This window comes from Massilia sp. 2TAF26 (assembly GCF_052115005.1).
In the GTDB taxonomy this organism is placed as follows: domain Bacteria; phylum Pseudomonadota; class Gammaproteobacteria; order Burkholderiales; family Burkholderiaceae_D; genus Telluria.
The window spans coordinates 15,967-31,303 of sequence record NZ_JBFRFV010000044.1; the positions used below are offsets into that span (position 1 = coordinate 15,967).

Below are 15,337 nucleotides of genomic sequence, written 5' to 3' on the forward strand. Positions count from 1 at the left end.
CTTGTATCGGGAGCGACGATGAAACGACTTGCATTTGCGGTGCTGATGCTGGCCGCCGGGATGGCGCGGGCCGACGATCTGGGCGATGCCGAAAAGTCCTTGCGCGCGAAGGAATACGACAAGGCCTTGCCGATCTTGACGAAGCTGGCGAACGCCGGCAATGCCGAGGCGCAGTTCCGCCTGGGCGAGATGTACTGGCATGGCAACGGCACCGCGCCCGACCTGGGCAAGTCGCAGGCCTGGCTGCAGAAGGCCGCCACCGGCGGGCATGGCGGCGCGAAGGAGACCTTGGCGATCCTGAAGCAGCGCGAGGAGCGCGCCGCCGACCTGGCTTACTGGACCGGCGGCTACAAGGGCGAGGAGCTGGTATCGGGCAAGTTTGCCTGCCCGATACCGAAGCTTCCGGTGGTCTCCAGGACCAATGAGGAAATTAACCGCATCCAGGCCGAGATCGCCCAGTGGGAAACCTGCCACAACGATTTCGTCGCCAACGTGAAGCAGGCGCCGCAAGGCAGCAAACGTATCCCGCCCGACGTCTTCAAGTTGATGAGTCCGCGTGAGGCCGAGCAGGCGGCCGGCCGCGTCAACGATGCCCTGACGGGCGCCGCCATGCGCCGCCAGGCCGAGGCGCTGGCCTTTGCCGGCGACCGTGACGCCTGGTACGCGGCCACCGAAAAGTTTGTCAACGAGGCGAACGCCAGGACCGAGGACGACAAGCGCCGCCATAACGACGAGCAACAGCACGCACGGGAAGCCAATGATTCCTACCTGCGTAAAATGGGGGAGCAGGCGCCGCGTCCGCAGCGTTCGTGGGGCGGCAACAAGTAAGGATTGTTGAGCTGGCAGGGCTGTGGGGGTATGATAAATTTCTTTTTCACAGCCCTGCTTCACAGCTCTTTTCCATGAAGACTCTCCTGTTATGCGTCGCATTGCTGGCGGCCGGCTCCGTCCGTGCCGACGAGCTGGCCGATGCCGACGCCCTGTTCGCCAAGAAGGCTTATCCAGAAGCCCTGCAGAAGTACACCAGGCTGGCCAATGCCGGCAACGTCACGGCCCAGCAGCACCTGGGCGAAATGTATTTTTACGGCGAAGCCGGCGCCATCGACATGGACAAGGCCACCGCCTGGTTCCGCAAGGCGGCGGCCAAAGGCAATGCCGTCGCCATCGCCTCGCTCGAGATGATGAAGCAGCGCGAGGTCCGCCGCGCCGACATCGACTACTGGATGACGAAATACGACGGCTCGGATGTCCGTACCGACGAGTACCGCTGCCCGGCGCCGCGCTTCCCGGCGGTGTCGCGCCAGACCGAGGAGATCGACCGCTACAGCGCGAAGATGAAGACCTGGCAGGATTGCTACAACCGCTATGCCGAGCACCTGAATGCGGTCACCCCGCTGAGCAAGCGTATTCCCGAGGACATCCGTAAACTGATGACCAAGGCCGAATACGAGACGGCAAGCAAGCACCTGGACGCGGTGCAGGAGGGGCTGTCGGAAGACGCCAGGATCAGCGCCAAGATGGTCGTGGCCGACTTCACGGTCTGGCGCGACGCCACCGACGCCTATGTCAGCCAGCACAACGAGATCGTCAAGAGCGGGCCGACGCCCGAACGCGAGAAGGACCTGGAAGCGCGCAAGAACAACTATAACGGCGCAGGCACGAAGTAAGCCGTCCGCCGAATGAGAAACGCCCCGCAGGCGCAAGCCGGGCGGGGCGTTTATTTTGCCAAGTGGCAAAAATTAGTGCCGGCTCGGTGCCGGCTTAGTGCCAGCTCAGTGCCAAGAGCGCAGCAGGCCGACGGCCAGGCCTTCGAGCGCGAACTCGTCGGTGTGCGGATCGACCGTGATGACGGAGAAGTCCGGGTTTTCCGGCAGCAGTTCGATGGTGCCGCCGCTCTTGCGGTAGCGCTTGACGGTGACTTCGTCGCCGATGCGGGCGACCACGATCTGGCCGTTCTTTGCCGAATCCACTTTCTTGACGGCCAGGAAGTCGCCGTCGCAGATGCCGGCGTCGCGCATCGACCAGCCCTTGACCTTCAGCAGGAAGTCGGGCTTGCTCGAAAACATGGCCGGGTCGACCGAGTAGGTGGCCTCGACGTGTTCCTGGGCCAGGATCGGCGAACCGGCGGCGACGCGGCCGACCAGCGGCAGCGACATCAGCAGGGCGGCCGGGACTGCCGGTGCCGGAGCGGGTTCGGCTGCGGCGCCGACCAGGCGGATGCCACGCGAGGTGCCGGGGGAGATTTCGATCGCGCCCTTGCGGGCCAGGGCCTGCAGGTGTTCCTCGGCCGCATTGGCCGAGCGGAAGCCCAGCTCCTGCGCGATTTCGGCGCGGGTCGGCGGGAAACCGGTGTTGTCGATCGCTTCCTTGATCAGGTTGAGGATCTGTTCTTGCCGTGCGGTGAGCTTGAGCATGTCAAAGATTAATTCGTAGGTGAGCGGTAGTGCGGGGCGAACCCGATACCCTGTATTTTTGTACAGTATTGCGCCGGGCGCAAGGGGAATCCGTGCGATTTGCCGGTTTTTTTTGCCTGCCGGGCACAGCCGATGCTCGGTAGGCAAGCCGGGCCGCCAACGCGGCCTCGAAATGGCGATTGAGCTCTTGACGTTTTTGCGGTTATAATGTCGGGCTTTCCCTTCCCACACTCGTCTTGACGCCGAGGTGGGCATTTGTTTAAACGTCCTTAAGGAGTGTTGCATGCGTCATTATGAAATCGTGTTTATCGTCCACCCGGACCAGAGCGAGCAGGTTCCGGCGATGATCGAGCGCTACAAGACCACGGTCACCTCGCGCGGCGGTAACATCCACCGCGTCGAAGACTGGGGCCGCCGTCAAATGGCTTACCAGATCCAGAAGCTGCCGAAGGCACACTACATCTGCATGAACATCGAGTGCGACAACGAGACCCTGGTCGAGCTGGAAACCGCATTCAAATTCAATGATGCCGTGCTGCGTCACCTGACCGTCAAGATGAAGAAGGCCGAAACCGCGCCGTCGCCGATGATGAAATCGGTGCAGCGCGAAGACGCAGCCAAGAGCCATCGCGCCGAGCAGGCAGCTGCTCCGGCCGCAGCCGCTTAATTCTTAATCTTAAGAAAGAAGCGCGCAAGGGCAGTGAACGAGCTGTTGCTGGTCGCAAGCATCGCGGAACGCGATGCCCTGCGCTACACCCCGGCCGGCATCCCCATCGTCAGCGGCATCCTGCAACATGGATCGCAGCAGGTGGAAGCAGGGATTGCCAGGCAGGTCGAATTCGAGATCACCGCGCTGGCCGCGGGCGATGTTTCGAAGCGATTTGCCGACGCCGAACTCGGTGCCGTCTACGAGTTTCGAGGGTTCATGGCCAGGAAGAACCGCAACAGCAAAGCCCTGGTGTTTCACATCATTGATTTCATTTAGATAGATACAGGAGCCTAAAATGGCATTCGGTAAAAAGTTCGACAAAAACAAAGCCAAGGAAAAACTGAAGCGTAAACAGCAGAACCCGCTGTTCAAGCGCAAGAAGTTCTGCCGCTTCACCGCTGCAGGCGTGGAACAGGTTGACTACAAAGACGTCGACACCCTGAAGGATTTCGTCCAGGAAAACGGCAAGATCATGCCGGCACGCCTGACCGGTACCAAGGCGCACTACCAGCGCCAAGTGGACACCGCCATCAAGCGCGCCCGCTACCTGGCCCTGCTGCCGTACACCGACCTGCACAACGCTTAATCGTCGGTCACGACACGTATACTGGAGAATAATATGCAAGTCATCCTGCTGGAAAAAGTCGTCAACGTCGGCAACCTGGGCGACGTCGTCAAGGTCAAGGACGGTTACGCACGTAACTTCCTGATCCCGCAAAAGAAAGCCCGCCGTGCAACCGAATCGGCCGTGGCCGAGTTCGAAGTCAAGCGCGCCGAACTGGAAAAAGCAGCCGCCGAGAAACTGGCAGCCGCTCAAGGCCAGGGCGACAAGCTGAACGGCATGACCATCACCATCGCCCAGAAAGCTGGCGTGGACGGCCGTCTGTTCGGTTCCGTGACCAACTTCGACATCGCTGAAGCCCTGAGCAAGCAAGGTTTCGCCGTCGAAAAGGCCAACGTGCGCATGCCGACCGGCCCGCTGAAGACCACCGGCGAGCACCCGGTTGCCGTCGCACTGCACACCGACGTCGTCGTCGACGTGACTGTTGCAGTCGTGGGCGAAGCTGCCTAAATAATCCAGCAACATCTGTTGCAGGAATGAAAAAAGCCGGGCTTGCCCGGCTTTTTTTATGCTTGGAAAATCACCAATCATTTCAGCCGGCGATGCGGAAAAGGTATAATGTCGGCCATGAACACCCCAGCAGACCCGCAGATCGAGTCGCTCCGCATTCCCCCGCATTCCATCGAAGCAGAACAGTCCGTCATCGGCGGCCTGCTGCGCGATAACGCGGCGTGGGACCGCATTGCCGATTTCATGCATGCGGAGGACTTTTACCGCTACGACCACCGGATCATCTTCGAACAGATGGTCCGCCTGATCAATGCTGGCAAACCTGCCGACGTGATCACCGTGTACGAATCGCTCGTCCAGCTCGGCAAGGCCGAGGAAGTGGGCGGGCTGCAGTACCTCAATGCGATGGCGCARAAYACGCCRTCCGCYGCCAACATCCGCCGTTACGCCGAGATCGTSCGCGACCGCGGCGTGCTGCGCCAGCTCATCACCGTCGCCGACGAAGTCTCGGCCAAGGCCTTCAATCCCCAGGGCGCCGAGGTCAAGCAGATCCTCGACGAAGCCGAATCGCGCATCTTCGCGATCGCCGAGCAGGGCGCCCGCGGCGCCCAGGGCTGGCTGCCTGTGCAGCCGCTGCTGACCCAGGTGGTCGAGCGCATCGACGAACTCTACTCGCGCGAAAACCAGGGCGAGATCACCGGCGTCCCGACCGGCTTCATCGACCTCGACAAGATGACTTCCGGCCTGCAGCCGGGCGACCTCGTGATCGTCGCCGGCCGTCCGTCGATGGGTAAAACGGCATTCTCGGTCAACATCGGCGAAGCCGTCGCGGTCGAGGCCGGCCTGCCGGTCGCGATCTTCTCGATGGAGATGGGCGGCACCCAGCTCGCCATGCGTATGCTCGGCTCGATCGGCCAGCTCGACCAGCACCGCCTGCGTACCGGCAAGCTGATCGACGAGGACTGGCCGCGCCTGACGCACGCGATCCAGAAGATGAACGACGCCCAGATCTTCATCGACGAGACGCCGGCGCTGAACCCGATCGAAATGCGCGCCCGCGCGCGCCGCCTGGCCCGCCAATGTGGCAAGCTCGGCCTGATCATCGTCGACTACCTGCAGCTGATGCAGGGTTCCAAGCCGGGCGACAACCGGGCTTCGGAAATTTCGGAAATTTCGCGTAGCCTGAAGGGCCTGGCCAAGGAGCTGGGCTGTCCGGTGATCGCGTTGTCCCAGCTGAACCGATCGCTGGAACAACGCCCGAACAAGCGCCCGGTCATGTCCGACCTGCGCGAATCGGGCGCTATCGAGCAGGACGCGGACGTCATCATCTTCCTGTACCGCGACGAAGTCTATAACCCGGACTCGCCCGATAAAGGTACCGCCGAGATCATTATCGGCAAACAGCGTAACGGCCCGATCGGGGCGGTGCGACTGACCTGGATGGGTATGTATACCAAGTTCGGGAATTACAGCGGCAGCCTTAGCATTTATCAGGGCGATTAAGCCGATACAAAAACTGTCGCGGCTTAACACCGGGGTCAGAGCCCTTTTAAAAGCAACACCGGGCTCTGATCCCTCCGCGGCCTTTAAAGAAGTTCCAAGAGATTTACAACGGAGAACCTATGTTTGGACGCCTGATGCCCACTGAGGGCAAATTTTTCGACCTCTTCAACCAGCACGCGGCCCTGTGCGTGAAGGGCGCACAAGAAATGGTCGGCCTGATGACCAACTTCGACGACCTGGAAAACCGCACCCACGCTGTGGAGAGCATCGAAAAACAGGCGGACAAGATCACCTACGCTTGCGTCGACCTGCTGCACAAGACCTTCATCACCCCGCTGGACCGTGACGACATCCACAAGCTGATCACCCGCATGGACGACATCCTCGACATGATGGAGGACGCCGCCCAGACCATCTCGCTGTACGACCTGCACGCCGTGACGCCGGAAGCCAAGCGCCTGGCCGAGCTGTGCCTGGCCTGCTGCGAAAAGGTCCAGCAGGCCGTCGGCATGCTGCACAACATGGACAACGCCCAGAAGATGGTCGCGATCTGCGAAGAGATCGACCGCCTGGAATCGGACGCCGACCACGTGATGCGCGCGGCGATGTCCAAGCTGTTCCGCGACGAGCCGGACGTGCGCAACCTGATCAAGATGAAGGCCATCTACGAGATCCTGGAAACCGTCACCGACCGCTGCGAGGATGTCGCCAACATCATCGAAGGCATCATCGTCGAAAACGCGTAAGACCAGAACAATAAAAACAATATGGATCATCTTTTAATCAGCGTCTACGTGCTGGGCCTGCTCATCTTTCTAGCGCTGGTCTTCGACTTCATGAATGGTTTCCACGATGCCGCCAACGCGATCGCGACGGTGGTGTCGACCGGGGTGCTGAAACCCCAGACCGCGGTCGCCATGTCCGCGCTGTTCAACTTCGTCGCCATCTTCACCGTCGGCGTGCACGTCGCGTCCACGGTGGGCAAGGGGACCGTCGATCCGCACATCGTCGACCAGTACGTGGTGTTTGGCGCCCTGGTCGGCGCGATCGTCTGGAACGTGGTCACCTGGTACTACGGCATCCCGTCCTCGTCCTCGCACGCCCTGATCGGCGGCCTGGTGGGCGCGGCGGTGGCTAAGTCGGGCACCGGCGCCCTGGTCGGCGGCGGCCTGCTCAAGACCGTGACCTGGATCATCCTGTCGCCGCTGCTGGGCTTCCTGCTCGGTTCGATCGTGATGCTGGCGGTGTCCTGGATCTTCGTGAAGACCCCGCCGCGCAAGGTCGACACCTGGTTCCGCCGCCTGCAGCTGGTCTCGGCCGCGGCCTACAGCCTGGGCCACGGCGGCAACGACGCCCAGAAGACCATCGGCATCATCTGGATGCTGCTGATCGCGGCCGGCGTCTCGCAGGCCAGCGACACGGTGCCGCCGCTGTGGGTGATCATCTCCTGCTACACGGCGATCTCGCTGGGCACCCTGTTCGGCGGCTGGCGCATCGTCAAGACCATGGGCCAGAAGATCACCAAGCTCAAACCCGTCGGCGGCTTCTGCGCCGAATCGGGCGGCGCCATCACCCTGTTCCTGGCCAGCGCGATCGGCGTGCCGGTGTCGACTACCCATACCATCACCGGCGCCATCGTCGGCGTCGGCTCGGCGCAGAAGGCGTCGGCGGTGCGCTGGGGCGTGGCCGGCAACATCGTGTGGGCATGGGTCTTCACGATCCCGGCCTCGGCCTTCATGGCTGCGATTGCCTGGTGGATCGGTACCCACGTCCTGTAACGCGATAATCGCTTCGGATGAGAAGGGCGGGATGCGAATCCCGCCCTTTTTGCTTGTGCACGCCACGCAACAAACGTCCTTGTCTTTTTTGCTATCGCTAGTAGTAATATTACATAGTGGCTTTTGCTACCGATAACAACACAGGGGACGATATGCTACCAGGACGTAGTTTGACTTCACGGCTGCACTTTGCTGCAGCCGTTTGCATTTCCGCGCTACTCGCCGGATGCGGTGCCGGCGACAGCGGCAGCGCAGTCCAGCAGGGCGCCGGCTCGGGCACCCGCCTGCTGGCCGCGGCGCCCGCTGCGGCCCCGGCGGTCGCGCCGGGCAGCATCCGCATGCACTTCCACCGCGTGCAGAACGGCACCGCCCAGTGGGGCGTGTATTCCTGGGACGGCCCGCAGCAGCCCAGCTCGGCCTGGATCACGGACCGCTTCATGTTCACCGGCACGGACGGCTTCGGCGGCTACGTCGACATCCCGCTGGCCGCCGGCAAAAGCGCGATCTGGTTCCTGGTCACCGACGGCGGCGGCACCAAGAATTGCGGCGCTGACCAGCACGCGGACCTGAACGCGGATGTGTCCAGCAAGGGCCAGGAGATCTGGATGCTGGAAGGCGACTGCACCGTCTACGCCAGCCGGCCGGCCCTCAGCTACGGCAGCCTGGCCTTCGCCAGCGCCCACTGGCTGTCGGCCACCACCCTGGCCTGGCCGGGCGTGCCCACCACCGGCAGCTACAGGCTGTTTTACGCGACCAATGGCGGCCTGACGGCCACGCCGGATGCCGCCGCCGGCCTGGCCGGCGCGGAAGGCAGCTTCACCCTGAGCCTCGCGCCCCTGTCCGACGCGATCCGCCGCAAGTACCCGCACCTGGCCGGCGCCACCGGCCTGCAGCTGGCCGCGGCGGACGCCGCCAAAGTCGCCGGGCTGGCCAGCGGCCAGTTCGCCATCGCCCAGTACGACGGCGCCGGCAACCTGGTGCAGGTGACCTCGCTGCAGACGGCCGGCATGCTCGACGAGGTGTTCGCGCAGGCGGCCGCGAACGCCCAGCTGGGCGTGACTTTCGACCGCGCCGGCGTGCCGACCTTCCGCGTGTGGGCGCCGACGGCGAAATCGGTCGCGCTGAACGTTTATCCGAACGCCGATGCGCCGGCCGCCAGCACCGTGCCGATGACGAGGGAAGCGGCCAGCGGCGTGTGGCGCTACACGGCGAGCGACGCGTCCTGGACCAACCGCGCCTACTACACCTATACCGTGCAGGTGCTGTCGCGCTGGGCGAACAACGCGCTGGTGACGAATACCGTCACCGACCCGTACTCGCCGAGCCTGAACGCCAACAGCACCCGCTCCTTCGTGGCCAACCTCGACAGCCCGGCGCTGAAACCGGCCGGCTGGGACGGCCAGCGCATTCCGAAGCTCGACGCGCCCACCGACATCGCCCTGTACGAGCTGCACATCCGCGATTTTTCGGCGCAGGACACGACGGTGCCGGCCGCCCACCGCGGCAAGTACCTGGCCTTCACCGACGACGACGCCAACCCGATGCGCCACCTGAAGTCGCTGCAGAAGGCCGGCATGACCCACGTCCACCTGTTGCCCAGCTTCGACTTCGCCAGCGTGAACGAGGCCGGCTGCGCGACGCCGGGCATTCCGAACGCGGCCGCCGATTCGACCGCCCAGCAGGCCGCGGTCGCCGCGGTACAGGACAGCGACTGCTTCAACTGGGGCTACGATCCGGTGCACTACAACGCGCCGGAAGGCAGCTATGCCAGCAACGCCAACGACGGCGCCGCGCGCGTGCGCGAGTTCCGCGCGATGGTGCAGAACCTGCACGAGACCGGCCTGCGCGTGACCATGGACGTGGTCTACAACCACACCAGCCAGTCGCAGCAGGGACCCTTGTCCGTGCTGGACCGCATCGTGCCGACCTATTACTACCGCCTCGGCGCCAACGGCAGCATCCTGAACGACAGCTGCTGCGCCGATACCGCCCAGGAAAACACGATGATGGGCAAGCTGATGATCGACTCGGTGTCGCTGTGGGCCAGGCAGTACAAGGTCGACAGCTTCCGCTTCGACATCATGGGCTTCACGCCGCTCGACCTGCTGAAGCGCCTGCAGGCGTCGGTGAACCAGGCCGCCGGCCGCGACATCTACCTGTACGGCGAAGCCTGGAACTTCGGCAACGTGGCCAACGACGCCCGCTTCGTGCAGGCGCGCCAGGCGAACATGGCCGGCACCGGCATCGGCTCCTTCAACGACCGCATGCGCGACGCGGTGCGCGGCGGCGGCTGCTGCGACAGCGGCAGTGCGCTGATCAGCCAGCAGGGCTTCATCAACGGCGTGTGGTACGACCCGAATGCGCAGGCGAACCAGAGCCGCGACGATGCCTTGCGCCTGGCCGACATGGTGAGGGTAAGCCTGTCCGGCACCCTGCGCGACTACCGCTTCACCGACCGTTCCGGTTCCCTGCGCACGAACGCCCAGATCGACTACTTCGGCCAGCAGGCCGGCTTCGCGGCCAGCCCGTCCGAGGTCATCAACTACATCGAGGCCCACGACAACCAGACCCTGTTCGACATCAACGCCTTCCGCCTGCCGCAATCGACCAGCCTGGCGGACCGCGTACGCGTGCAGAACCTGGGCGCGGCCATCGTGCTGCTGTCGCAGGGCGTGCCCTTCATCCATGCCGGCCAGGAGATCCTGCGTTCGAAGTCGCTCGACCGCGACAGCTACAACGCCGGCGACTGGTTCAACCGCCTCGACTACAGCTACACGTCCAACAACTTCGGCGTCGGCCTGCCGATGGCGGGGCCGAACCAGGACAACTGGGGCATGATGGCGCCGATCCTGACTAACCCGCTGATCAGGCCGGACACCCGCGCGATCCTGCAGGCGAAGGCGGTGTTCGAAGAGCTGCTGGCGATCCGCCAGGACTCGACCCTGTTCCGCCTGCGTACCGCCCAGGACGTGATCGAGCGCCTGAAATTCCATAACACCGGACCCGACCAGGTGCCGGGCGTGATCGTGATGGAAATCGACGGCAACGATCCGGGCAAATACCAGGGCGCGCAGTACAAGGGGGTGGTGGTGGTGTTCAACGTCGACAAGTCGGCGAAGACCATCGCCGTGCCGGCCCTGAAAGGCCGCAAGCTGCAGCTGCACCGGCTCCAGCGCAACGGCAGCGACGAGGTGGTGAAGTCCTCGGCTTTCGAACGCAACGGCGGGGCCTTCAGCATCCCTGCGCGCACGGCCGCGGTGTTCGTCCAGAACGCCAACGATTGACGGCGCGACGTCGTAGTTGTAAATGAAAAGGGCCGGGAGTGACGAACTCCTGGCCCTTCGCTTCAGCTCAGCGGCAACCCGGCGCCGCGACAAGTCAGTTTCGCGGCAGGTTCAGGGCGCCGCCGCCCATCATGCGCGAATTTTCCAGTTCTTCCTTGTTGGCGGTCTTGACGGCAGTGGTGCGATCGACGTTACGGCGTGCGATCGAACTGCCGGTCGGGACGTAAGTCTCTTCCGGGCCGCTGCGCTGGGCGCTTGCGCCGTCCGGCGTTTCGGTCGCACAGCCGGCCAGCAGGGCCGAGCAGCTTGCGGCCAGCAGGATCAGGTACTTCATGGGGTCTCTCTCCTTATGGTGGTACTACGGTTGAAAAAGCGGTCGAATCCCGTTCACAACGCGACGCCAGAATCGGAATTTCATATGGTTTCGCGGTGTTTCTGCCTTGTTTTTACCGCATGAGGATCGCGGAATGATAGCCCCAACGAGGAGGGGATATTTCGAATTTGCAATTTTGCACCATTAACTGTAAATACGGCAATAAAACGGACGTAAAAAAGCCTGCGGGCCTTCCGGCGCACAGGCTTTTTGTTTGAACCCGACCGCTGAAACTTACAGCACGTCGCTGGCGTGATCCGCCAGGCGCGAGCGCTCGCCGCGCGCCAGGGTCACGTGGCCGCCGTGGCTCCAGCCCTTGAAGCGGTCGACCACATAGGTCAGGCCGCTCGAGCCTTCGGTCAGGTAAGGCGTATCGATCTGGGCGATATTGCCAAGGCAGAGGATCTTGGTGCCCGGACCGGCGCGCGTGACCAGGGTCTTGATCTGCTTCGGCGTCAGGTTCTGGGCCTCGTCGATGATGAGGAACTTGTTCACGAAGGTGCGGCCGCGCATGAAGTTGAGCGACTTGATCTTGATGCGCGAACGGATCAGGTCCTGGGTCGCGGCGCGGCCCCAGTCGCCGGCATCGCCGTCGCCTTTCATCAGCACTTCGAGGTTGTCGTCGAAGGCGCCCATCCACGGCGACATCTTCTCTTCCTCGGTACCCGGCAGGAAGCCGATGTCCTCGCCCACCGGCACCGTCACGCGGGTGACGATGATCTCGTTGTAGACCTTGGTCTCCAGCACCTGGGCCAGGCCCGCCGCCAATGCCAGCAGGGTCTTGCCGGTGCCGGCCTGGCCGAGCAGGGTGACGAAGTCGACCTCCGGGTTCATGAGCAGGTTCAAGGCGAAGTTCTGCTCGCGGTTGCGCGCCGTGATGCCCCAGACATTGTTCTTGTTGTGGCTGTAGTCGCGCAGGGTCTGGAACACGGCGGTCTTGCCGTTGATTTCCTTGACCTGGCCCTGGAAGGGCGCTTCGCCGTTGTTCGGTTCGAAGAACACGAACTGGTTCACCATCAGCGAGGGGATGAAGGGGCCGGTGACGCGGTAGTAGGTCGACGAGTTGCCGCCCTTGATTTCCTGCCAGGACTCCATGTTCTTGCCGTGCTTGGTCCAGAAATCGTCCGGCAGCTGGACGATGCCCGAGTACAGCAGGTCGGTGTCTTCCAGCACGTGGTCGTTGAAGTAGTCCTCGGCCGCCAGGCCCAGGGCGCGCGCCTTGATGCGCATGTTGATGTCTTTCGACACCAGCACGATCGCGCGGCCCGACTGGTCGGCTTCCAGCGCGCGCACCACGCCCAGGATCTGGTTGTCGGCCTTGCCGGAAGGGAGGCCTTCCGGCAGGCTGGCGGCGTTCAGGCGGGTCTGGAAGTACAGGCGGCCGCGCGCATCCTTGTTGCCCAGCTTGGCCAGCGGGATGCCGGTCTCGATGCCGTCGTCGTCGGTATTGGCGATCAGGGCGTCCAGCGTGCGCGATACCTGGCGTGCGTTACGCGCGACTTCCGACATGCCCTTCTTGTGGTTGTCGAGCTCCTCGAGCGTCATCATCGGCAGGTAGACGTCGTGTTCCTCGAAGCGGAACAGCGAGGTCGGGTCGTGCATCAGCACGTTGGTGTCGAGCACGAACATCTTGGTGCTGCCGACGCTGTCGGCCTTGCGGCTGGCCGAGGACTTGACGTTGACCTCGACCGGCTTGTGCTTGGCCGGATGCGGCTCGTTCATGTCGGTCTCGCGCAGCTTCGCGGCGGCGCCGTTCTTGCCGCTCTTGTCTTCGCGTGGAGGCGCGGGCAGCTTGGCCGGCGCGGCCGGCGGCGTCGTTTCGCGCACCGGCAGGCTCTCGCGACCCTGGCCCTCGGCCAGCAGCGCAGCCTTCGACTTGCGCGCACGGGTGGTCTTGGCCGGGACTGCCGGGCCGCTGATCAGGTCTTCGACCGGGTCGTTCTCCGCCTTCGCGGCTGCGCGGACAGGCGATTTGCCGGGTTCGGCCTTCGGGTAATCCTTTGCCAGCAGAATCGTCGCCGGCTTGCTTGGAATTTTCGGTAGTGGCATCAGGTTCTCAATCGGTATGAAGTCGGAAAAATGCGCCGCGCGGACGTGTGCGCCGCCGGGCCGGACAGATGCAACTGTGGGGGGAGCTGCGTGGCCCCGGCCGCTCATCAATGGGAGCGCGGCCGGCGGCCGGATTGGAATGATGCGTTGAGGTAAAACTAGGACTCAAAATAGGCAAACATCGGGCATCGGGTTAATCAACCGGAGCCATCCGTTCAGGGCTGGCTCTTCAGGAATTCGAGCACTTCCGCCACGTGATCATTGACTTTCACGCCACGCCATTCTTTCACCACTTTGCCGTTAGCGTCAATGACAAACGTACTGCGCTCGACCCCCCGTACCTTCTTACCGTACATGTTTTTCATCTTCATGACATCGAACTGGGTGCAGACCGCTTCTTCGGGGTCGGAGATCAGTTCGAAGGGCAGGCCGAGCTTGGCCTTGAAGTTCTCGTGGGAACGCAAGGAGTCGCGGCTGATGCCGTAGACGGCGGCGCCCAGCGCGGTGATCTCGTCGTGGTGGTCGCGGAAGTTCATGGCTTCCGTGGTGCAGCCGGGGGTATTGTCCTTTGGATAGAAATACAGCACCGTGAACTTTGCCGGGCGACCCTGCAGCTCGAAGGTCTGGTCGCCGGTCATGGCGGCAGTGAAGTTGGCCAAGGGTTCGGTAGCTGTTGCGGATGGGCTTTCGGCCACGGGGTTCTCCTGTCAGGAACAATGAGCGCGGCGCGAAAGCCGCGGCTCAGGTTTTGGTGTCGAGGACGATCAGCTCTCCTGACCGGCCCGGTAGTTCTCCCCACTGAACTGGATATTCGGGCAGCGGGGCATGCTTTATCTTCTCATAATAGTCGGCCATTGAGGCAAGCTGATAGCCTTGAGCTTTCCAACCTGATAACAGCTGCTCGAAGATGGGGGCAAGTTTCTGTCCTTCAAGCTCGGCGTGCAGCGTATACACGTGATCGCGCCGGTTTTCCGCCGTCAGCTTGAGGATGTGGGCGGCGATGTTCTGCGTCGTCAGCTCGGCGCCGCCCACTTCGCGGCCCAGCAGCTCGTCCAGGGTGGGCAGGGTGGTCGGCATCTGGATGTGCCGCATGCCGGTGAAGCGGTAGGGGCCGGCCTGCGGGTCGGCCAGCGCGCCATCGTCGAGCAGCATGGCGCGGCCGTCGGAGGCATAGGCGTAACCCTGGGCGTCGTGGCGCCTGAAGGCATGCACGTTCATCTGCCAGCCGGCCGCGCCATGGGTATGCGGCGCCTCGCCGAACACCTGGGCGTAGCGCTGCTCGCTCTTCTGCATCATGCGATCGGTCCACTGCGCATCCCTGGCGCGGACATTGTCCTGCCATACCACGTGATCCCAGGTATGGATGCCGCATTCGAAGCCGGCATCGCGCGCGGCGCGCATCTCCGCCGCGCCCTTGGCGCCGATGTCCGGACCCGGCAGCAGCACGCCGTACATCAGGGTCTTGAAGCCGTAGTGTTCGACCACCGAGGTGCGCGAGACCTTCTGGAAGAAGCCGGGACGCAGGGCGCGCCGCATGGCCCAGCCGGTATGGTCGGGCCCCAGCGAGAACAGGAAGGTCGCGCCGGCGGCGTGCCGGCTCAGCATGCGCACCAGGTTGGGCACGCCGACCAAAGTGCCGCGGTAGGTGTCGACGTCGATCTTGAGGACGAGCAGAGGAGCCAAGTCGATTCCCTGCCGCTTAGTCCATCAGTGCCTGGGCGGCGCCGACTTGGCCGCGGTAGGCATCGAAGATGCCGCGCAGGGCGTCGGCCATGGTGGTGGTCGGTGCCCAGTCCAGGTCCTGCATCGTGTTCTCGATCTTCGGCACGCGGTTCTGCACGTCCTGGTAGCCGGCGCCGTAGTAGGCGCCCGAGCTGGTCTCGACGATCTGCACCTTCTGCGCGCCGGCCGCGTATTCCGGGTACTCGGCGGCCAGCTCGAGCATCATGCCGGCCAGGTCGCGGATCGAATAATTGTTGGCCGGGTTGCCGATGTTGTAGATCTGTCCGCTGGCCTTGCCGTCCTTGTTCTCGATGATCTTCATGAGGGCCTCGATGCCGTCATCGATATAGGTGAAGGCGCGCTTCTGGTGGCCGCCGTCGACCAGCGAGATGGTCTCGCCGCGCACGATGTGGCCGAAGAACTGGGTCAGCAC

Annotated in this window: 16 protein-coding genes; 10 read left to right on the plus strand and 6 right to left on the minus strand. The window is 63.4% G+C overall.

Annotation, left to right across the window (positions count from 1 at the left end):
• Positions 1–18: 18 nt before the first annotated feature.
• Both AB4Z32_RS26050 and AB4Z32_RS26055 read left to right on the plus strand, forming a co-directional pair.
• On the plus strand, positions 19–828 hold the full coding sequence (locus AB4Z32_RS26050; protein WP_442124757.1) for a tetratricopeptide repeat protein: 810 nt from the start codon (positions 19–21) through the stop codon (positions 826–828).
• A 74-nt stretch (positions 829–902) separates the two neighbouring features.
• Positions 903–1,667 carry a tetratricopeptide repeat protein gene (locus AB4Z32_RS26055; protein ID WP_442124758.1) on the plus strand — a complete coding sequence of 255 codons (765 nt, stop codon included), beginning with the start codon at positions 903–905 and terminating at the stop codon, positions 1,665–1,667.
• Positions 1,668–1,772: 105 nt separating this feature from the next.
• Here AB4Z32_RS26055 and lexA read toward each other — a convergent pair whose 3' ends face one another.
• Positions 1,773–2,414: a transcriptional repressor LexA gene (lexA, locus tag AB4Z32_RS26060; protein WP_442124759.1), complete on the minus strand. Its 642-nt coding sequence runs from the start codon at positions 2,412–2,414 to the stop codon at positions 1,773–1,775.
• Positions 2,415–2,697: 283 nt separating this feature from the next.
• Here lexA and rpsF point away from each other — a divergent pair, with 283 nt between their 5' ends.
• From rpsF to pulA, 8 genes are all read left to right on the plus strand, one after another.
• Positions 2,698–3,081 carry a 30S ribosomal protein S6 gene (gene rpsF, locus AB4Z32_RS26065; protein WP_036232978.1) on the plus strand — a complete coding sequence of 128 codons (384 nt, stop codon included), beginning with the start codon at positions 2,698–2,700 and terminating at the stop codon, positions 3,079–3,081.
• A 33-nt stretch (positions 3,082–3,114) separates the two neighbouring features.
• Complete coding sequence (gene priB, locus AB4Z32_RS26070; RefSeq protein ID WP_442124760.1) at positions 3,115–3,399, plus strand: primosomal replication protein N; 285 nt, start codon at positions 3,115–3,117, stop codon at positions 3,397–3,399.
• 19 nt (positions 3,400–3,418) lie between these two features.
• Complete coding sequence (gene rpsR, locus AB4Z32_RS26075) at positions 3,419–3,709, plus strand: 30S ribosomal protein S18 (protein ID WP_036249492.1); 291 nt, start codon at positions 3,419–3,421, stop codon at positions 3,707–3,709.
• Positions 3,710–3,742: 33 nt separating this feature from the next.
• Positions 3,743–4,195 carry a 50S ribosomal protein L9 gene (gene rplI / locus AB4Z32_RS26080; protein ID WP_442124761.1) on the plus strand — a complete coding sequence of 151 codons (453 nt, stop codon included), beginning with the start codon at positions 3,743–3,745 and terminating at the stop codon, positions 4,193–4,195.
• Positions 4,196–4,312: 117 nt separating this feature from the next.
• On the plus strand, positions 4,313–5,698 hold the full coding sequence (locus AB4Z32_RS26085) for a replicative DNA helicase (RefSeq protein ID WP_047823886.1): 1,386 nt from the start codon (positions 4,313–4,315) through the stop codon (positions 5,696–5,698).
• A gap of 119 nt (positions 5,699–5,817) precedes the next feature.
• The gene (locus AB4Z32_RS26090; RefSeq protein WP_047823888.1) at positions 5,818–6,444 is read left to right on the plus strand and encodes a DUF47 domain-containing protein; all 627 of its coding nucleotides are present in this window, start codon (positions 5,818–5,820) and stop codon (positions 6,442–6,444) included.
• A 21-nt stretch (positions 6,445–6,465) separates the two neighbouring features.
• On the plus strand, positions 6,466–7,476 hold the full coding sequence (locus AB4Z32_RS26095) for an anion permease (RefSeq protein ID WP_442124762.1): 1,011 nt from the start codon (positions 6,466–6,468) through the stop codon (positions 7,474–7,476).
• A gap of 170 nt (positions 7,477–7,646) precedes the next feature.
• A complete protein-coding gene (gene pulA, locus AB4Z32_RS26100; protein WP_442124763.1) occupies positions 7,647–10,760 on the plus strand; it encodes a pullulanase-type alpha-1,6-glucosidase in 3,114 nt (1,037 codons plus the stop codon).
• 94 nt (positions 10,761–10,854) lie between these two features.
• Here pulA and AB4Z32_RS26105 read toward each other — a convergent pair whose 3' ends face one another.
• From AB4Z32_RS26105 to AB4Z32_RS26125, 5 genes are all read right to left on the minus strand, one after another.
• On the minus strand, positions 10,855–11,094 hold the full coding sequence (locus tag AB4Z32_RS26105) for a hypothetical protein (protein WP_442124764.1): 240 nt from the start codon (positions 11,092–11,094) through the stop codon (positions 10,855–10,857).
• Between the two features lie 273 nt (positions 11,095–11,367).
• A complete protein-coding gene (locus AB4Z32_RS26110; protein ID WP_442124765.1) occupies positions 11,368–13,182 on the minus strand; it encodes a PhoH family protein in 1,815 nt (604 codons plus the stop codon).
• Between the two features lie 215 nt (positions 13,183–13,397).
• Entirely contained in the window at positions 13,398–13,877 is a 480-nt protein-coding gene (locus tag AB4Z32_RS26115; protein ID WP_442124766.1) for a peroxiredoxin, read from the minus strand.
• A gap of 46 nt (positions 13,878–13,923) precedes the next feature.
• Positions 13,924–14,865, minus strand: coding sequence for a polysaccharide deacetylase family protein (locus tag AB4Z32_RS26120; RefSeq protein WP_442124767.1), 942 nt, complete (start codon positions 14,863–14,865; stop codon positions 13,924–13,926).
• Between the two features lie 16 nt (positions 14,866–14,881).
• A partial coding sequence (locus tag AB4Z32_RS26125) for an NAD-dependent epimerase/dehydratase family protein (RefSeq protein WP_442124768.1) occupies positions 14,882–15,337 on the minus strand: 456 nt, incomplete at its 5' end.